The sequence below is a fragment of the Pseudomonas sp. M20 genome (assembly GCF_045037865.1).
GTDB lineage: Bacteria > Pseudomonadota > Gammaproteobacteria > Pseudomonadales > Pseudomonadaceae > Aquipseudomonas.
In genome coordinates, this window is the sequence record NZ_CP173611.1 from 3,172,824 (window position 1) to 3,191,297 (window position 18,474).

The window sequence follows — 18,474 nt, forward strand, 5'->3', positions numbered from 1 at the left end:
GGGCTTTTTCGTAGAAGTCACTCAAAACTTGCGGTCAGGATCGGAAAGCTCTCGGCCATCATCGTGCTTCCAGGTCTGTTCCTTGTGCTTTTCACGCTCTATTTCTTCTTGCGTCGGTTCGTCCGTATCTTCGTCATCCGTGTCTGGATGCTTTTGCTCAGTCGCCATGTGCACCTCCCGTTATCAGTTAATCTCCATCCCTGAAGCGTAGAACAGACAACTTACAACCACCAGCGCAGCAAAAAGAAGAACGCCATGCTCAACAGCATGCTGAGCAAAGTACTGCGGGTGTATATCACCAGTGCGATCGCTACCAGCGAACTAAGCAGATAAGGATTATCCCACTGCAGATTCAGTTGTTTGTCGGGCATGAAGACAATCGGCCCACAGATAGCGGTCAACATCCCCGGTACCGCAAACCCGAGAAACTGTCGCGCATTGCTGCTCAGACGCACCGGCAAACGCGGTTCGAGAAACACGTAGCGATTAAGAAAGACCAGAATCCCCATGCCGAAAATCACCGCCCAAACCATCATGTGCGCTCCCGATACAGCTTGTTGCAGATAAACCCTGCGGTCATTCCGGCCAGCCCGGACAACACCAGGGCCGAGCCCCATTGCCAGTAACTGAACAACACCGAACAAAACAGCGACACCGCCACACACACCACCGTCGGCACGTTACGCACCACCGGCGTGATCAATGCGATAAACGTGGCGGCAATCGAAAAATCCAGCCCCAGGTGCTCAAGCCCCGGAATGCTGCTGCCGAGGACAATGCCGGCGAGAGTGAACAGATTCCACGCGATGTAGAACGTCAGGCCAACGCCGAGCGCATACCAGCGATTGAATTGTTGACGATCATGCTGACTGGTCAGTGCAAACAACTCATCGGTAAGCAAAAAACCCAGACCTATGCGCCAGCGCCCCGGCAGCGGCGAAATCACCGAACGCATGCTCATGCCATACAGCAAGTGCTGCGACGTCAGCAGCAGCGTGGTCAACAGAATCGAAAAAATCCCCGCGCCGCCCTTGAGCATGCCAATCGCCACCAATTGCGCCGCCCCGGCAAACACAATGCTCGACAAGCCTTGGCCTTGCAGCGGTGTGAGATTGGCTTCGATCGCCATGGAGCCGGCCAACAGCCCCCACGGCGCGGTGGCCAGAGACAACGGCATGATCGCCGCAGCGCCGCGAAGGAACGCACTGCGCGGCATGAGTGAGTCAGACATAAACGTTCTTCAACCAGGAAAACGGTCTAAGACTGTGCCAGCCATTTCGCCTTTCTGGCTTGAACAATCTTGCGCACTTGTGGGAAATCGGCCGGATGCGCGCGCAATTCGCTGATTTTCGCACTGACCTTTGATCCCCTGACCGGCGTAACATGGCGCTATTCACAATCGCGTCAGGGAGACGACATGCTGTACCGAATCGCAGCCGACGGGCTGGTGCTGTTCCATTTGTGCTTCATTTTGTTCGTGCTGTTTGGCGGGCTGCTGGTACTCAAATGGCCGCGTTTGATGTGGCTGCATCTGCCGGCAGCCGCCTGGGGCGTGGCGGTCGAAGTACTGCACTTGACCTGCCCGCTGACCTACTGGGAAAACCTTATGCGCCACGCGGCCGGGCAGACTGAATACGCCGGCGGCTTCATCGAGCATTACATCTGGCCGATCATTTACCCGGCCGGGCTCACCCCGCAGATTCAACTGGCGCTCGGCAGCGTGGTACTGGCGGTGAACCTGTTGGTTTACGGCCGTTTAATCCGGTCGTGGAAACTGCGCCGAGCACTGTAATCAACGCGCCGTTTGCTTCAAGGCCTCAAGCCAGGCCGGATCCAGGCGCGTCTGCGCGGTATCGAGCCCCAGCGCCTGCATCCGCTCCTTGTGTGCTTCAGCTTCCCGCCACAATTGCCCGTGATCGCTGGAGTTGCCATCCAGTTCGTGCATTTGTGTCAGCCCTAGATGGTAGAAGCGCAGCACCTTCATCGCCGTCGCATCGTTCTGCTCCACCGCCGCCTTGACCTGATGCATCACATTGGTGATGCTCATCAGGTTGCGCTTGAGTCGCCAGCTATACACCGCTGGCGCCATCCAGCTCTGATTCCAGAAGCGCCCGCGCAGTAATGCCGCAGTCAGCAGAAATGCCAGAAAAACCCCGCCGACATTGAAGCGCAGGTTATCGCCGCCAGGCTCGCCGAACAGCGCCACCGCGACGCTGGAAAACAGCATCGCCAGCACCAGGAACAGCACGGCGATGATGATCGTGCTGCGGCGTGTCTGCTGACGAAAAGTGGCGGCGTCCATCGGCTGAATCTCGAACATCACAAATGACTTCCTTGAGCGACAAAAGGGCTAACAGAAAAAACCGGCCGGCGCATTATCGCCTCTACCGCGGATTTAGCTATGCTGGGGCTCCTTTTCATCTTTTCAGCGTCCAACGGGGACATGGCGGTACAGCGCAGATCGTGCCATCTTCATTCATGGATACACACTATTCGGATGCCATTCGCCTGGTTTTGGGATGACATCGTTTTAAGGATCATTGCATGACCCAACGACACGTAATCAATGCCTCGGTCAGCCCGAAAGGCAGCCTGGAAACCCTTTCTCAACGTGAAGTTCAACAACTGAGCGAAGCCGGATCCGGCAGCACCTATACCCTCTTCCGCCAGTGCGCCCTGGCCATCCTCAATACCGGCGCCCATGTCGACAATGCCAAAACCATCCTCGAAGCCTACAAGGACTTCGAAATCCGCATTCACCAACAGGATCGCGGCGTACGCCTGGAGCTGCTGAACGCTCCGGCCGACGCCTTCGTCGACGGCGAAATGATCGCCAGCACCCGCGAAATGCTCTTCAGCGCCCTGCGCGACATCGTCTACACCGAAAACGAACTCGACAGCCAACGCATCGACCTGACCACCTCGCAAGGCATCAGCGACTACGTTTTCCACCTGCTGCGCAATGCGCGCACTTTGCGTCCGGGCGTCGAGCCGAAAATCGTCGTGTGCTGGGGCGGTCACTCGATCAACACCGAAGAATACAAATACACCAAGAAAGTCGGCCACGAACTCGGCCTGCGCAGCCTCGACATCTGCACCGGCTGCGGCCCCGGCGTGATGAAAGGCCCGATGAAAGGCGCGACCATCGCCCACGCCAAACAGCGTATTCACGGCGGTCGTTATCTCGGCCTCACCGAGCCGGGCATCATTGCCGCCGAAGCGCCGAACCCGATCGTCAATGAGCTGGTGATTCTGCCGGACATCGAAAAACGTCTGGAAGCCTTCGTCCGTGTTGGCCACGGCATCATCATCTTCCCGGGCGGTGCCGGTACCGCGGAAGAATTCCTCTACCTGCTGGGCATCCTGATGCACCCGGACAATAAAGGGCTGCCGTTCCCGGTAATCCTCACCGGGCCGAAACACGCCGCGCCGTATCTGGAACAACTCGATGCTTTCGTCACCGCGACCCTCGGTGAAGCGGCCAAGCAGCACTACGAAATCATCATTGACGACCCGGCCGAAGTGGCACGGCAGATGACTCAGGGGCTGAAAGCGGTGAAGCAGTTCCGTCGCGAGCGCAACGACGCGTTCCACTTCAACTGGCTGCTGAAAATCGACGAAGGCTTCCAGCGTCCGTTCGATCCAACCCACGAGAACATGGCCAACCTGAAACTGCACCGCGACCAGCCACCGCACGAACTGGCGGCCAATCTGCGCCGGGCGTTCTCCGGCATTGTCGCTGGCAACGTCAAGGACAAGGGCATTCGTCTGATCGAGGAACACGGGCCGTACCAGATCCGTGGGGATGCGGCGATCATGCAACCGCTCGATGCCCTGCTCAAAGCCTTCGTCGCCCAGCACCGGATGAAACTGCCGGGTGGCGCGGCGTATGTGCCGTGTTATCGAGTGGTGGCGTAATACTTTCAGCTACCACCTGACCTTGTAGGAGTGAGCCTGCTCGCGATAGCGGTATATCAGTCACCTTTTATATTGACTGAACCACCGCTTTCGCGAGCAGGCTCGCTCCCACAGGTTCTGTTATGTGGCGCAAATGGTATTTGCAACCTGAATCCCCCTGTGGGAGCGAGCCTGCTCGCGAAGAGGCCCGAAAGAACAACCTCAACCCACCAACCGCGCCGCCAACGCCTTGGCCTGCAACGCCACATCCGTCACCGCCGTACTCTCCCACCACATCCCGCGCAATGGCGGTCCCATTGCAAACAACCGGCTAGCCGCAAGCCCCTCGGCATCCAGCACCGCGCCATCCCCTGCCGCCGCAATCCCCAACGCCAACGGTCCCGGCTGCACCAGACCACGCGCCAGCACCTGCTGCGGCAACGGTCGCGCCACCCGACGCCAGTCGTATTCGATGCCACTGGAATTGATCAGCGCGGCGCCCTGCACCACGCAGATTTCCGACTCACCGCGCCGTCGAATACGAATGCTGACGCCATCTTCAGGGCTCGACTCAAGCCCCTTGAACGACGCTGCCTGAATACGCAATCGCCCTTCTTTATAAAGATGCTCAACCAGCGCCGCACTCAGCGGCGGCGAACGGTGATGATGGCTTTCCCACCACGGCCGCACATGCCGTACGAATTGTCGACGCTGCACGTCAGTCGCCTGACTCCACAACCGGGCGATGTGCACCCGCACCGTGTCCAGCGGCGCTTGCCAATCGATACCTTGGGCGATGGCTGCCCGGCATTGCCGACGCAACTCGCGCAATAACTGTCGGGGCGTGCGAGTACTGTGATCGTCGCCAAGAAAATCCACCCAGGCCGGCGGTTGTCGGCGCACATGGGGTAACAAGCCATGCCGCGAAAACACTTCGATCGGCCCGCGATGCCCCGCCTGCTCCAACGACACCACGGCATCGACCATGGTCAGGCCAGAGCCGATGATCAACACGGTCGATTGCGGGTCGAGTTGACGCATCGCCGCGACATCCCACGGATCAAGCGCGGCGGCGTTGAGGCCGCTGGAGGCTTTCTGCGGAGTTCGTGCGGCAGGGAACATTCCAGTCGCCAGCACTGCGCAGACTCCAGACAATGACTGACCATTGCTCAGCGTCAGCTGCACCGAATCGGCATCGACCTGCAGATCGACGACCTCTGCACGAATGTGTTCAACGCTCGAACCATAACGCGCCCCGACAGTGCAGGCTTCAGCCAGACGCTGCTGCACATAGACCCCGAACAATCCACGCGGCGGGAACAGTTCGCTGACCGGTACGTTCTGCTCTGCAGACTCCGGCCAGCCTCCGCCGGCAATGTGTTCAGTCAGCCATTGCGTCAGATCATCAGGATTATCCGGATCGACGCTCATGCGCGCCGCATTGCCGTTGAGTGTGTGGCCCAACTCGACTGCACTGTAGGCCTCGCCGCGTCCCAATTCAGCACGCGGCTCAATGATCAGGACCTTGCGCTGGCCGGGCAGACGCAACAATTGCACCGCCAGCATCGTGCCGCTGAGGCCGCCGCCGATGATCAGGATAGTTTCCTGTTTGTTTAAGGGGGAAAATTGCCTGTGCTGCGCTTCGTCCATGCTGATTTCGCCAGCCTGAGTCAACCTGATAGTTCCAACACTTTAGAGGTTTGGCTGAGGAAGAGACAATGATGAGATCTAATATTGAAACGCAAGTGATGACCATCTCACGAAGCGTTTATGCAGTCCCCCTATTGTCGGATCGGTTGTGTCTTCGACGTCAACATTCGAGACGTCGAAGACCGTGACCTTCTCTCTTTCAAGAAGGTAGAATGTCGTAAAAAACAACATCCGAATAATACGAATTGCCGAGTTGGTCATAACCGACATACGAAAATGACTTCTGTGGGCCGGTGTGATCATGCAGGTGGGCTCTTGGAATGAAAACCTCTGCACTTACAGGTTGAATTTCCACAACAATTTTATCGGAGATCAGGATTTCAATTTCACGAACATCACCATGTACAGTAATTTCCGCTGTCGCGCCCTGAGCGGGTACGTCCCCCATGCTGATCGCCCCCTCTTTTGCTTCTTTGATAGTGAGTGCGTAGGCCATTTTCCAACTCCTTTCCATTGCAGTTTGGTTTGAATACCGCGAAGAGAATATGGCCCGTATCCAAGATTAAGGTCTACCGTCAGAAATTACAGGTAGACACGTTTTACCGACAAACGGTCATATGACCACATTGCGCACAAACCGCGCCGCAACATCGCCATCATTGCGATAGGAATGCGGCTGGTTGCTGGCAAACATGAAAAACTCCCCAGTGCCGATGTGCTGCGGCTGATCGCCGAGCATCAGCGTCAGGCAACCTTCAAAGACGAAAATCTGCTCGCTCCAGCCCTCGGCATCCGCTTGCGACGGGTAGACCTCGCCCGGTTGCAGACACCATTCCCATTGCTCGACTTCGCGAGTCGCCGTCGCTTTGGAGAGCAGCACCGCTTTACTGCCCGGGATCGTGCCCGCCCAGGCCACCTCGTTGATGCGGCTTGGATCACGCGCATCCGGTGCCTGGATCAGATCGCTGAACGCCACATCAAGCGCCTCGGCAACGCGATCAAGCGTGGTCAGACTGACGTTCTTTTCGCCCGCCTCAATCGCCACCAGCATGCGCCGGCTGACGCCAGATTTTTCCGCCAGCGCGGTCTGGCTCATGTCAGCGGCATGGCGTAGACGTCGCACATTCAGGCTGACGTGTTGCAGGACGGACGCCCGTTGCGTTGAATCTTTGTGCACTATATTGCTCACTCGGTGAGGTTGGGCAGTATACTGCGCAACGTTGGGCGCATTGTGCGGCCTCCTTTTTATAGTGCGCAAGGTCATGACGTCGCAGAACAGCTCTCCCACTCCCCTTCGTTTCTCTCGTTTCAGCAAAGCCGAGTGCGTGCTGGTGCTGATCACCATGATCTGGGGCGGCACCTTTCTGCTGGTTCAGCATGCGATGACGGTCAGCGGGCCGATGTTTTTTGTCGGTCTGCGTTTTGCGGCGGCGGCTTGTATCGTGGCGCTGTTCTCGTGGCGGCATCTGCGCGCACTAACCCTATTCGAACTCAAGGCCGGCGCGTTTATTGGCGTGGCGATCATGCTCGGTTACGGCTTGCAGACGGTTGGCTTGCAAACCATTCCGAGCAGTCAGTCGGCGTTCATCACCGCGCTATACGTCCCGTTCGTGCCGTTGCTGCAATGGCTGGTGCTTGGACGCCGTCCGGGGTTGATGCCAAGCATCGGCATCATGTTGGCGTTCACCGGTTTGATGCTGCTGTCCGGGCCGTCCGGCGCAGCGCTGAATTTCAGTCCCGGCGAAATCGCCACGCTGATCAGCGCCATCGCCATTGCCGCCGAAATCATTCTGATCAGCACCTACGCCGGTCAAGTTGATGTGCGCCGAGTGACCGTCGTGCAACTGGCAACGACCTCCGTGCTGTCGTTCCTGCTGGTGGTGCCGACCGGGGAAATGATTCCGGACTTTTCCTGGACCCTGCTGGTGACCGCGCTGGGACTGGGCGCAGCGAGTGCAGCAATTCAGGTGGCGATGAACTGGGCGCAGAAGAGTGTTTCGCCAACCCGGGCGACGTTGATCTATGCCGGTGAGCCGGTATGGGCCGGGATTGTCGGACGGATTGCCGGGGAGCGCTTGCCGGCGATTGCGCTGGTGGGCGCGGGGTTGATTGTGGCGGCGGTGATTGTCAGTGAGTTGAAGACCAAGGGTAAGGTTGCTGAAGCCGAAGCTGGGTTGGAGCAGGAAACCCAAGGTTAACCCGCATCACCTTCAGCGTCTGGCCCAACGCTTTCGCGAGCAGGCTCGCTCCCACATTTTGAAATACATTCCAATGTGGGAGCGAGCCTGCTCGCGAAAGGGCCATCTGCCACAACATCGCTGCCCCTGAAACAATGCCAAACAGAAAATTCCAGACTACTTTGTAGGATTCTGAGACATCCTGGCGTTTGGTGATCGGGGAGCTGGCACGTATGATGCTTCACAAACTTCCGCAGATTAGAAGCCTATGTCCCTGATAGTTCTACTGCTTCTGCCATTCATTGGCAGCTGTCTGGCAGCGGTGCTGCCACACAACGCGCGTAATACCGAATCCCTGCTGGCAGGTCTGGTCGCTCTGATCGGCACCGTCCAGGTCGCGCTGTTGTACCCGCAAATTGCCCACGGCGGCGTGATCCGCGAAGAATTCATGTGGCTGCCCAGCCTCGGGCTGAACTTCGTTCTGCGCATGGACGGTTTCGCCTGGCTGTTCTCGATGCTGGTGCTCGGCATCGGCACGCTCGTTTCTCTCTATGCGCGTTATTACATGTCGCCGGACGATCCGGTGCCGCGCTTCTTTGCGTTTTTCCTGGCGTTCATGGGTGCCATGCTCGGTCTGGTGATCTCCGGCAACCTCATCCAGATGGTGTTTTTCTGGGAACTGACCAGCCTCTTTTCATTCCTGTTGATTGGCTACTGGCACCACCGCGCCGACGCCCGTCGCGGTGCCTATATGGCGTTGATGGTCACCGGTGCCGGCGGATTATGCCTGCTGGCGGGGGTCATGATTCTCGGCCATGTCGTCGGCAGCTATGACCTCGACGAGGTCCTGGCCGCCGGCGACATGATTCGTGCACACGCCCTCTACCCTATTCTTTTACCCCTGATTCTTATCGGCGCACTCAGCAAAAGTGCGCAGTTCCCTTTCCATTTCTGGTTGCCGCACGCAATGGCGGCGCCGACACCGGTTTCTGCCTATCTGCATTCGGCAACCATGGTCAAGGCCGGGGTGTTCCTGCTCGCGCGTCTGTGGCCATCGCTGTCTGGCAGTGAAGAATGGTTCTACATCGTCAGCGGCGCCGGCGCGTGCACGCTGTTGCTCGGCGCGTATTGCGCGATGTTCCAGAACGATCTCAAAGGTCTGCTCGCTTACTCGACCATCAGCCATCTCGGCTTGATCACCCTGTTACTGGGCCTGAACAGTCCGCTGGCTGCCGTGGCGGCGGTGTTCCACATCCTCAACCACGCTACGTTCAAGGCTTCGCTGTTCATGGCCGCAGGCATCATCGACCATGAAAGCGGTACCCGGGATATCCGCAAACTTAGCGGCCTGATCAAACTGATTCCGTTCACCGCGACGCTGGCCATGGTTGCCAGCGCCTCGATGGCGGGTGTGCCATTGCTCAACGGTTTCCTGTCGAAAGAGATGTTCTTCGCCGAAACCGTGTTCATCAACGCCACGGCGTGGGTTGAAGCGGCGCTGCCGATTGTCGCGACCATCGCCGGTACATTCAGCGTTGCCTACTCGCTGCGTTTCACCGTCGATGTGTTCTTCGGTCCACCGGCCACTGAACTGCCGCACACCCCGCATGAGCCGCCGCGCTGGATGCGTGCGCCGGTAGAACTGCTGGTGTTCACTTGCTTGCTGGTGGGGATTTTCCCCGCGCAGATCGTCGGCCCACTGCTCGCGGCAGCCGCCTTGCCTGTCGTCGGCGGCGAACTGCCGGAATACAGCCTGGCGATCTGGCATGGCCTCAACGCGCCAATGATCATGAGCCTGATCGCCATGTCCGGCGGCATCATCGTCTACCTGTTGCTGCGCAATCAGCTCCAGCGCGGTCGCTTCAAGTACCCGCCACTGGTAGGCCGCTTCAACGGCAAGCGCCTGTTCGAGCGCAGTCTGGTAGTGATGATGCGCATGGCCCGGCGCGTCGAGCGGCGACTCGGCACCAAGCGTCTGCAGATGCAATTGTTCCTGATGGTACTGGCGGCAGTGCTCGCCGGCCTGATCCCGATGCTGCACAGCAGTCTTAGCTGGGGCGACCGGCCGAAGATTCCTGGTTCGATCGTTTTCGTGACTCTTTGGCTGCTGGCAATTGCCTGTGCCCTCGGCGCCGCGTGGCAGGCCAAGTATCACCGTCTCGCGGCCCTGACCATGGTCAGCGTCTGCGGCTTGATGACCTGCGTGACCTTCGTCTGGTTCTCCGCGCCTGATCTGGCGCTGACACAACTCGCAGTCGAAGTGGTCACCACCGTGCTGATCCTGCTCGGCCTGCGCTGGTTGCCACGCCGTATCGAAGAAGTCTCGCCACTGCCAAGCAGCCTGCGCAAGGCGCGGATTCGTCGTCTGCGCGACTTGCTGCTGTCGATTGCCGTCGGCGGTGGCATGGCGCTGCTGTCCTACGCGATGCTGACGCGGCAGACGCCGAACGACATCTCCTCGTTCTACCTCAGCCGCGCCATGCCCGAGGGCGGCGGCAGCAACGTGGTCAACGTAATGCTGGTGGATTTCCGTGGCTTCGACACCCTCGGTGAAATCACCGTGCTGGTCGCCGTGGCGCTGACCGTGTTCGCCCTGCTGCGGCGTTTCCGCCCGCCGAAAGAAAGCCTGCAATTGCCAGCCCAGCAACGCTTGCTGGCGCCGGACGTGGTCACCGATCTGGTCAACCCGCGTTCAGCCAGCGACACCGCGCTCGGCTTCATGATGGTGCCTGCAGTGCTGGTGCGTCTGTTGCTGCCAATTGCGCTGGTGGTGTCGTTCTATCTGTTTATGCGCGGACACAACCAACCGGGCGGTGGTTTCGTCGCCGGTCTGGTGATGTCGGTGGCGTTCATCCTGCAATACATGGTCGCTGGCACACAGTGGGTCGAGGCGCAAATGAGCCTGCGGCCGCTGCGCTGGATGGGCACCGGGTTACTGTTCGCCACCGCCACCGGCCTGGGGGCGATGGTCGTCGGTTATCCGTTCCTGACCACGCACACCTGGCATTTCAGCTTGCCGGTGCTGGGTGACATCCATATCGCCAGCGCGTTGTTCTTCGACATTGGCGTATACGGTGTTGTGGTCGGCTCGACGCTGTTGATCCTCACCGCCCTCGCCCACCAATCGGTGCGAGGTCACAAGACCGCATCGCTGCCCAAGTCCGTCGCCAGCAAAGGAGCCGTCTGATGGAAGAAGTCATCGCAATCGCCATCGGCGTGCTCGCCGCGTCCGGCGTCTGGTTGATCCTGCGACCACGGACCTTCCAGGTGGTCATGGGCCTGTGCCTGCTGTCGTACGGCGTCAACCTGTTCATCTTCAGCATGGGCAGCCTGTTCATCGGCAAGGAGCCGGTGATCAAGGATGGCGTCACCCAGGATTTGCTGCATTACACCGACCCGCTGCCACAGGCACTGGTACTCACCGCGATCGTCATCAGTTTCGCCATGACCGCGCTGTTCCTCGTCGTTCTGCTCGCCTCGCGCGGCCTGACCGGCACCGACCACGTCGACGGCCGGGAGCCTAAAGAATGATGGCGATGACTCACCTGATCGCCGCACCGATTCTGCTGCCGCTGCTGACCGCCGCCATCATGCTGATGCTCGGCGAGCGGCACCGACCGCTGAAGGCGAAGATCAACCTGCTCTCCAGCCTCGTCGGCCTGTTCATTTCGGTGATGCTGCTGCAATGGACGCAAACCACTGGCGTCCCCGGTTCCATCGGCGTTTACCTGCCGGGCAACTGGCAGGCGCCGTTCGGCATTGTGCTGGTTGTCGATCGCCTGTCGGCGCTGATGCTGGTGCTGACCGGTATCATCGGCGTCAGCGCTTTGCTGTTTGCCATGGCCCGTTGGGACGGCGCCGGTTCGAGCTTTCACGCACTGTTCCAGATTCAGTTGATGGGCTTGTATGGCGCATTCCTGACCGCTGACCTGTTCAATCTGTTCGTGTTCTTCGAAGTGTTGCTCGCCGCGTCCTATGGCCTGTTGCTGCACGGCTCGGGGCGGGCGCGGGTTTCATCGGGGCTGCATTACATTTCGATCAACCTGCTCGCCTCGTCGCTGTTTCTGATTGGCGCCGCGCTGATCTATGGCGTGACAGGTACGCTGAACATGGCTGATCTGGCGCTGAAGATTCCGCTGGTGCCGGAAGCCGACCGGGGCTTGCTGCACGCCGGTGCGGGGATTCTCGCCGTCGCGTTCCTGGCCAAGGCCGGCATGTGGCCGCTGAACTTCTGGCTGGTGCCAGCCTACTCTTCGGCCAGTGCACCGGTGGCGGCGATGTTCGCGATCATGACCAAGGTCGGCGTCTACACCCTGCTGCGCCTGTGGACCCTGTTGTTTTCCGGGCAGGCCGGAGCGTCGGCATTCTTCGGCGGCGAATGGCTGATCTACGGCGGCATGGCGACCATGGCCTGCGCGGCGCTGGCGATTCTCGCCGCGCAACGCCTGGAGCGCATGGCCAGCCTGAGCATTCTGGTGTCGGCCGGGATTCTGCTGTCCGCCGTCGGTTTCGCGCAGCCGAATCTGATCGGCGCGGCGCTGTTCTATCTGGTCAGCTCGACGCTGGCGTTGAGTGCGCTGTTCCTGCTGGCGGAGTTGATCGAGCGTTCGCGCTCGGCCAACGAGATTCCGCTGGAAGACGAAAGCGAACTGCTGCCGCGCCCACAGGAATCCCTGCAGCCGCCCAAAGGCATCAACCTCGATGACGAGCAGAAAGCCGTGGTCGGTCAGGTCATTCCGTGGACCATGGCGTTTCTCGGCCTGAGCTTCATTGCTTGCGCGCTGCTGATCATTGGCATGCCGCCGCTGTCCGGCTTTATCGGCAAACTGAGCCTGATCGGTGCATTGCTCAATCCACTGGGGCTGGGCACTGGCGCGCCGATTTCCAACGCGGCCTGGGCATTGCTGGCGCTGCTGATCCTCACCGGGCTGGCGTCGTTGATGGCGTTCTCGCGTCTCGGCATTCAGCGCTTCTGGACGCCAGAAGAGCGCCCTTCACCGCTACTGCGCAAACTCGAATGCGCGCCGATTTTCCTTTTGCTCGGGCTGAGCATCGTCCTGACCTTTAAGGCTGAGCCTTTGTTGCGTTACACCCAGGCCACCGCCGAAGCGCTGAACAACCCGCAGCAATACGTCATGGCGGTGCTCGGCACCCGTGCCGTACCGAGCCCGGAAGCCAAATCGGCGATGCTGGAGGTGCAGCCATGAAGCGTGTGTTTCCTGCACCGTTGCTATCGCTGGCGCTGTGCGCCTTATGGCTGACCCTGAACCTGTCGGTCAGCCCGGGCAACCTGCTGCTCGGCGCAATATTGGGATTTGCTGCGCCGTTGATGATGCGCAAATTGCGTCCGAAGCGCGCGCGCATTCGCCGGCCGGGGACGATCCTGCGCCTGTTCCTGGTCGTCGGTCGTGACGTGGTGATGTCCAACCTGATCGTCGCGTGGGGTGTGTTGAATGCCGGTCGTCGCCCTCTCCGCTCGGGTTTTGTCAAAGTGCCGCTGGAGCTGCGCGACGCTCATGGCCTGGCGACCCTGGCGATGATCTGCACGGTGGTGCCCGGCACGGTGTGGTCGGAACTGTCGCTGGATCGCAGCATTCTGTTGTTGCACGTCTGGGATCTGGATGACGAAGCGCAATTCATCGAGCACTTCAAGAGCACCTACGAGCGGCCGTTGATGGAGATTTTCGAATGAGCCCATTACTGTCGAACGCGATCCTGCTGACGCTGTTCCTGTTCTCGCTGGCCATGGTGCTGACGCTGGTGCGCCTATTCAAAGGCCCGTCGGCGCAGGATCGGGTCTTGGCGCTGGATTACCTGTACATCGTCGCCATGCTGATGATGCTGACCCTGGGCATTCGTTATGCCAGTGACACTTACTTCGAAGCGGCGCTGCTGATTGCGCTGTTCGGCTTCGTCGGCTCGTTTGCCCTGGCGAAATTCCTGCTGCGTGGCGAGGTGATCGAATGAATGCCGAATTGTCTCTGTGGGTCGAGATTCCGGTGGCGATCCTGCTGGTACTCAGCGGCCTGTTCGCGCTGATCGGTGCGGTCGGATTATTGCGCATGAAGGATTATTTCCAGCGCATGCACCCACCGGCACTGGCTTCAACGCTGGGTGCATGGTGTGTGGCGCTGGCGTCGATCATCTGTTTTTCGGCGCTGAAGGCCGGGCCAGTCATACACGCCTGGCTGATTCCGATATTGCTGGCGATCACTGTGCCGGTGACTACTTTGCTGCTGGCGCGGGCGGCGTTGTTCCGCAAGCGCATGGCTGGGGATGATGTGCCGGCTGAGGTCAGTAGCCGACGCACCGAGAGTGGTAGCTGAAGTTTTGTATTGTCTGCAATGACGCTATCGCGAGCAGGCTCACTCCTACATTTGGAATGCGTTCCCCTGTAGGAGTGAGCCTGCTCGCGATAGCAATCTCCAGATCACCTCAAATATCAAACCCAAGCCACCGCCAACAACCCGGCCCCCAACACCGCACACAACGGCGAATACACCCAGGTGTCCAGTCGCGCAAACCGCGAATCCTTCACTTCCTTGAAGAACCCGACCAGATTCGAATCACCAATCGCCCGGGCAAACATCAACAGCGCAATCGCGCTGATCGCCCATTGCAGCGCCTTGTGCGTCACCGCCGGCATGCCCCAGCCAACCCGCATGCACACCAACGCCGCAATCACCAGTAACGCCGCCGCCACGATCAACGTGAGCCAGCCCGATGGCTTGAACGCCGGTCGCACCGTTGCGACAAATCCGCGCACCGGCACCTGCGGCACCACCACCGCTGCCGCCCATTGCCCACCCAACGCCCAATACACATGCATCAAGGCGATCACCGCAAACGTTGTCACCAGCCATTGAGCCAACACAAAGGTCATGGTTGAAATCCTTGGAAAGGGATTTGAACAAATCATCCTAGTCGGATTTTTTTCAAGTGCACGACCGATCAGCGGTACGGTAAAGTGCCGCCCCATGAAATTCTCCCGTTCCGATCGCTCACTGCTGGCCTGGATGCTTTATTGCTGCGTCCTGTTCAACGTGTTCGCCTGCAGCATCGGTCACGGACAAATGGTCGGCATGCAACTCAACGGCATCGGCGGCCAGTTCTGTACAGTCGACCCGGCCACTCAAGCGCCGCTCGCCAGCAATCCCACCGAAGAACAACTGCCGACGCTGTCCAAGGCGTTTGGCTGCCCGCTGTGCTCGGTCGGCGGCGGCATGGGCCCGGCGTTCAACTCCAGCCTCACGCTGGCGATCCTGCCGGAACAACACAGCCCGCCACTGGCGCCCATCGTCAGCGCTGACCTCCCTGCCCGCTTCACCTGGCCTTCGGCCAACCCCCGCGCCCCACCGCTCGCCTGAATATCCCTGCCTTTTTGATTTGTCAGCCCACTGCGCCAACGCGCGGCGTTTGCCTGTGCGCTGACTCCTAGACAAGCATTCAGGATTCAATGATGAAACAACTCACTCTGCTGGCGAGCCTGTGCGGCTGCCTGTCCGTTAACGTTTGGGCGCAATCCACTGTGGATCTGGCGCCGATCACCATCGATGGCGAGTCCGGCATAGAACCGGGCCTGAGCCTCGACCAATCCAGCGGCATGGCCTCGCGTCTGGGTTTGAGCGTGCGCGACACACCGGCTTCGGTGGCAATCGCCAAGCGCAACGACATCGAGCGCCACGGCGCGCAGAACTTCCAGGACGCCGCCAACACCCTGCCCGGGGTCAACGCCAGCGCGCCGCCGGGCTTCGGCGGATTCGTTTCCTACCGTGGTTTCACCAGCAGCCAGATCACCCAGATGTTCAACGGCATCAACGTTTCCGGCGGTCTCGCGCGGCCCGTCGATTCGTGGATCTATGACCGCGTTGAACTGGTCGGCGGCCCGTCATCGCTGATCAATGGCGCAGGCTCCGTCGGCGGCTCACTGAACTACGTGACCAAACTCGCCAGCCGCGACGAACAAGCTGTTGAAGGCCGGGTCAGCTACGGCACCTACGACACCACCGAAACCGCGTTCGGCCTCAACCATACCCTGACCGACCCAAGCGCCGACGTGCAGCACTACGCGCGACTCGACGTCAGCCACAACACCAGCAACGGCTACATCGACCGCCAGGAGCGCGATGCCTGGAGCGTGGCGTTCTCGCTGCTCAGCGATCTCACTCCGAACCTGTCGCACACGCTGGCGCTGGAATATCAGGACGAACACGAAGACAGCCCTTACTGGGGCACGCCCGTGCTCAATCCCAAGGCCGGCGAATTGAAGATCGACAAACACAATCGCTTCAACAACTACAACGTCGAGGACGGACGTTACGAGCAGCGAACGATCTGGGTACGCTCGATCATCGACTACCGCATCAACGACAACACCACCCTGCGCAACACGCTGTATCACCTCGACAGCCAGCGCGATTACCGCAACCTCGAAACCTACCAGTACAACGCCGACAACACCGCGGTGAACCGTTCGACCGCCTATCAGGTTCGCCATCAGGGCGAACAGAACGGCAACCAGTTCGAACTGCGCCACGACAACACGCTTTTAGGTCTCGACACCACGTGGTCGGGGGGCTTCGAATACAAGGTCAACCAGACCACCAACTCGCCGCTGAACATCAAAGGTGCGAGCACCGTTGACCCGAACAACTACCGCCCGGGGCACTTCTACGACATTCCCGGCACCAACCCGAAATTGATCAGCGACAAAACCAACGAGGTCACCACCAAGGCATTGTTTGTGGAAAACCGTTTGGCGTTGACCGACAAACTGTCGCTGCTCACCGGTCTGCGCTATGACGACATTGACCTCGATGTGACCAACCATCGCACCGTCACCGCCGCCAATCCCAAGCACCTCAAGCGCAGTTGGGAGCCAGTCACCGGCCGCGCCGGCCTGAGCTACCAGTTCATTCCGTCGGCCAACGTCTACGTGCAATACAGCACCGCCGCCGAGCAACCGAACGGCACGCAGGATTTCGACGTCTCGACCGGCAAGCAATGGGAGATTGGTAGTAAATTCGATTATCTGAATGGACGCGGCTCGGCGACGATTGCCGCTTACACCATCGAGCGAAAAGACTTCGCGGTGACGGACCCGCTAGATCCGGCCGGCAGTATTCCGGTCGGTCAACAGACGTCGAAAGGGGTGGAAATCGCCAGTTCGTTGCGGATCACCGATAAGCTTTTGGCCGAAGGCAACTTCGCCTGGGTCGACGCGCAGTACGATGATTTCACCGAAAAGAATGCCGCCGGTGTCGTGGTGTCACGCAAGGGCAACACGCCGACCAATGTGCCGGATCGGGTCGGTAATCTGTGGCTGACTTATGACTTTTCGCCGCAGTGGCAAGGTGGGGTGGATGCGCGGTATGTGGCGTCGGTGTACGCGGACACGGCCAACACCATGACCGTACCGTCGTACACCTTGTTCGGCAGCTTCCTTAGCTACAAGGTTGATTCGCACACCACTGTGACCGGACGCGTGCGTAACCTGACCAATGAGGTGTATGCGGAATTTGCGCATGTTTCGCCGGCGTATTACCTCGGAACACCGCGCACCTTTGAATTGGCGGTGCAAACGAAGTTTTAAAAGCATCGCGAGCAGGCTCACTCCTACAGGGGAATGCATTCCAATTGTAGGAGTGAGCCTGCTCGCGATGAGGCCAGCCGCATCAGCCTCTATTTCAAATCAGCCGAAACCTTCTCCGCCACATCCTTCGGCAACCAGGCCTGCCAAACGTCCGGGTGCGCCTTCATGAATGCCTCCGCCGCCTCACGCGGCGCCGTGTGCTTCTCGCTCATCTCGGCCAACGCCTTGTTCAGCGGCTCGATCGGGAAATCCACTTTGCTGAAAAACTCGGCAATCTGCGGATACTGCTTTTGAAACGGCGTAGACACACCAATCGACAGCTTCGACGCCAGCGACCGGGTCGGTTTCGGATTGGGATTATCGGCATCGGTCAGCGTTTTCCACGCCTCGGCATCAAACGGCGGCTCTTCCAGTTGCACCAGTTTGAACTTGCCCAGCAGCGGCGTCGGCGACCAGTAGTAAAACAACACCGGTTTGCCACGACGAATCGATGAGCTGATCTCGGCATCCAGCGCCGCCCCCGAGCCACTGCGGAAGTTGGTGTAGTCGTCCTGCAATCCGTAAGCCGTCAACTTCTGTTTGTTGACCACTTCCGAGGTCCAGCCGATCGGGCTGTTGAGGAACCGCCCCTTGTTCGGGGCTTCCGGATCCTTGAACACGTCCTTGTACTTCTTCAGATCACTGACACTGCGCAGATCCGGCGCCAGCGGCTTGATGCCTTTGGCTGGGTCGCCCTTGATCACGTATTCCGGCACCCACCAGCCCTCGGTAGCGCCCTTGACGGTATCACCGAGGCTGACGACTTTGCCTTCGGCCTCGGCTTTGACCCACACAGGACTGCGCCCGGCCCACTCCTCACCAATGACCTGAATGTCATTGTTGGCCAGTGCGGTTTCCAGCGTGATGGTGGTGCCAGGCAAGGTGTCGGTTGGCAAGCCGTAACCCTTCTCGACGATGATCCGCAGCACATCGGTAATCAGGCTGCCGCTTTCCCAGTTCAGGTCGGCAAAATGGATCGGCGCCTGGGCGGCCGTCACCGATTGCGCTGATATCAGCAAACCGAACGTGGCCACGCTGGCGGCCAGTAACCGTCGAAATCCGTTCATGCATTGCACCTCGTGCTGTTCACAGCAATGGCAGGATGGCCTGACAGAAGAC

20 protein-coding genes are annotated in these 18,474 nt (G+C 59.6%); 11 read left to right on the forward strand and 9 right to left on the reverse strand.

Going from position 1 to position 18,474, the window contains the following annotated elements; all coding sequences use genetic code 11:
* Nucleotides 1-21: 21 nt before the first annotated feature.
* The 3 genes from ACI514_RS13995 to ACI514_RS14005 are packed head-to-tail and all read right to left on the reverse strand — an operon-like array spanning nucleotide 22 to nucleotide 1,231.
* On the reverse strand, nucleotides 22-168 hold the full coding sequence (locus ACI514_RS13995; protein WP_174244442.1) for a hypothetical protein: 147 nt from the start codon (nucleotides 166-168) through the stop codon (nucleotides 22-24).
* 53 nt (nucleotides 169-221) lie between these two features.
* The gene (locus tag ACI514_RS14000; protein ID WP_174244501.1) at nucleotides 222-533 is read right to left on the reverse strand and encodes an AzlD domain-containing protein; all 312 of its coding nucleotides are present in this window, start codon (nucleotides 531-533) and stop codon (nucleotides 222-224) included.
* On the reverse strand, nucleotides 533-1,231 hold the full coding sequence (locus ACI514_RS14005) for an AzlC family ABC transporter permease (RefSeq protein WP_016983007.1): 699 nt from the start codon (nucleotides 1,229-1,231) through the stop codon (nucleotides 533-535). Before ACI514_RS14005 ends, ACI514_RS14000 begins: the two co-directional genes overlap by 1 nt.
* A gap of 186 nt (nucleotides 1,232-1,417) precedes the next feature.
* Here ACI514_RS14005 and ACI514_RS14010 point away from each other — a divergent pair, with 186 nt between their 5' ends.
* Nucleotides 1,418-1,792 (forward strand): DUF2784 domain-containing protein, encoded by a 375-nt coding sequence (locus ACI514_RS14010; protein WP_077573342.1) that lies wholly within the window; start codon nucleotides 1,418-1,420, stop codon nucleotides 1,790-1,792.
* Here ACI514_RS14010 and ACI514_RS14015 read toward each other — a convergent pair whose 3' ends face one another.
* Entirely contained in the window at nucleotides 1,793-2,320 is a 528-nt protein-coding gene (locus ACI514_RS14015; RefSeq protein WP_160057358.1) for a DUF3087 family protein, read from the reverse strand. It abuts the gene before it with no gap.
* 224 nt (nucleotides 2,321-2,544) lie between these two features.
* On the opposite strand from ACI514_RS14015, the gene ppnN reads away from it, so the two are divergent.
* Nucleotides 2,545-3,918, forward strand: coding sequence for a nucleotide 5'-monophosphate nucleosidase PpnN (ppnN, locus tag ACI514_RS14020; RefSeq protein WP_008085844.1), 1,374 nt, complete (start codon nucleotides 2,545-2,547; stop codon nucleotides 3,916-3,918).
* Between the two features lie 201 nt (nucleotides 3,919-4,119).
* Here ppnN and ACI514_RS14025 read toward each other — a convergent pair whose 3' ends face one another.
* From ACI514_RS14025 to ACI514_RS14035, 3 genes are all read right to left on the reverse strand, one after another.
* Nucleotides 4,120-5,547 (reverse strand): FAD/NAD(P)-binding protein, encoded by a 1,428-nt coding sequence (locus ACI514_RS14025; RefSeq protein WP_160057357.1) that lies wholly within the window; start codon nucleotides 5,545-5,547, stop codon nucleotides 4,120-4,122.
* A 199-nt stretch (nucleotides 5,548-5,746) separates the two neighbouring features.
* A complete protein-coding gene (locus ACI514_RS14030) occupies nucleotides 5,747-6,043 on the reverse strand; it encodes a hypothetical protein (protein WP_160057356.1) in 297 nt (98 codons plus the stop codon).
* Nucleotides 6,044-6,160: 117 nt separating this feature from the next.
* On the reverse strand, nucleotides 6,161-6,724 hold the full coding sequence (locus ACI514_RS14035; protein ID WP_160057355.1) for a helix-turn-helix domain-containing protein: 564 nt from the start codon (nucleotides 6,722-6,724) through the stop codon (nucleotides 6,161-6,163).
* A gap of 85 nt (nucleotides 6,725-6,809) precedes the next feature.
* On the opposite strand from ACI514_RS14035, the gene ACI514_RS14040 reads away from it, so the two are divergent.
* From ACI514_RS14040 to ACI514_RS14070, 7 genes are all read left to right on the forward strand, one after another.
* Entirely contained in the window at nucleotides 6,810-7,745 is a 936-nt protein-coding gene (locus ACI514_RS14040) for a DMT family transporter (RefSeq protein ID WP_405124088.1), read from the forward strand.
* Nucleotides 7,746-7,992: 247 nt separating this feature from the next.
* Nucleotides 7,993-10,911: a monovalent cation/H+ antiporter subunit A gene (locus ACI514_RS14045; RefSeq protein ID WP_405124089.1), complete on the forward strand. Its 2,919-nt coding sequence runs from the start codon at nucleotides 7,993-7,995 to the stop codon at nucleotides 10,909-10,911.
* Nucleotides 10,911-11,255 (forward strand): Na+/H+ antiporter subunit C, encoded by a 345-nt coding sequence (locus ACI514_RS14050; RefSeq protein WP_007910763.1) that lies wholly within the window; start codon nucleotides 10,911-10,913, stop codon nucleotides 11,253-11,255. The genes ACI514_RS14045 and ACI514_RS14050 overlap by 1 nt, the downstream gene beginning before the upstream one ends.
* Nucleotides 11,252-12,931: a monovalent cation/H+ antiporter subunit D gene (locus ACI514_RS14055; protein WP_405124090.1), complete on the forward strand. Its 1,680-nt coding sequence runs from the start codon at nucleotides 11,252-11,254 to the stop codon at nucleotides 12,929-12,931. Before ACI514_RS14050 ends, ACI514_RS14055 begins: the two co-directional genes overlap by 4 nt.
* On the forward strand, nucleotides 12,928-13,416 hold the full coding sequence (locus tag ACI514_RS14060) for a Na+/H+ antiporter subunit E (RefSeq protein WP_405124091.1): 489 nt from the start codon (nucleotides 12,928-12,930) through the stop codon (nucleotides 13,414-13,416). The genes ACI514_RS14055 and ACI514_RS14060 overlap by 4 nt, the downstream gene beginning before the upstream one ends.
* Nucleotides 13,413-13,691, forward strand: a complete 279-nt coding sequence (locus ACI514_RS14065; RefSeq protein WP_011334688.1) for a K+/H+ antiporter subunit F — start codon at nucleotides 13,413-13,415, stop codon at nucleotides 13,689-13,691. The genes ACI514_RS14060 and ACI514_RS14065 overlap by 4 nt, the downstream gene beginning before the upstream one ends.
* Complete coding sequence (locus ACI514_RS14070; protein WP_405124092.1) at nucleotides 13,688-14,050, forward strand: Na+/H+ antiporter subunit G; 363 nt, start codon at nucleotides 13,688-13,690, stop codon at nucleotides 14,048-14,050. Before ACI514_RS14065 ends, ACI514_RS14070 begins: the two co-directional genes overlap by 4 nt.
* 116 nt (nucleotides 14,051-14,166) lie before the next feature.
* Here the strand turns inward: ACI514_RS14070 and ACI514_RS14075 are convergent, their stop codons facing one another.
* Nucleotides 14,167-14,607 (reverse strand): DUF3995 domain-containing protein, encoded by a 441-nt coding sequence (locus ACI514_RS14075; protein ID WP_405124093.1) that lies wholly within the window; start codon nucleotides 14,605-14,607, stop codon nucleotides 14,167-14,169.
* Between the two features lie 94 nt (nucleotides 14,608-14,701).
* Between ACI514_RS14075 and ACI514_RS14080 the strand changes: the two genes are divergently transcribed.
* Together ACI514_RS14080 and ACI514_RS14085 are read left to right on the forward strand one after the other, a co-directional pair.
* Complete coding sequence (locus ACI514_RS14080) at nucleotides 14,702-15,091, forward strand: DUF2946 domain-containing protein (RefSeq protein WP_016982997.1); 390 nt, start codon at nucleotides 14,702-14,704, stop codon at nucleotides 15,089-15,091.
* Nucleotides 15,092-15,183: 92 nt separating this feature from the next.
* Nucleotides 15,184-17,316 carry a TonB-dependent receptor gene (locus ACI514_RS14085; protein WP_405124094.1) on the forward strand — a complete coding sequence of 711 codons (2,133 nt, stop codon included), beginning with the start codon at nucleotides 15,184-15,186 and terminating at the stop codon, nucleotides 17,314-17,316.
* An 89-nt stretch (nucleotides 17,317-17,405) separates the two neighbouring features.
* On the opposite strand, the gene ACI514_RS14090 is transcribed toward ACI514_RS14085, so the two are convergent.
* Nucleotides 17,406-18,422 carry an ABC transporter substrate-binding protein gene (locus tag ACI514_RS14090; protein ID WP_405124095.1) on the reverse strand — a complete coding sequence of 339 codons (1,017 nt, stop codon included), beginning with the start codon at nucleotides 18,420-18,422 and terminating at the stop codon, nucleotides 17,406-17,408.
* Between the last annotated feature and the right edge of the window lie 52 nt (nucleotides 18,423-18,474).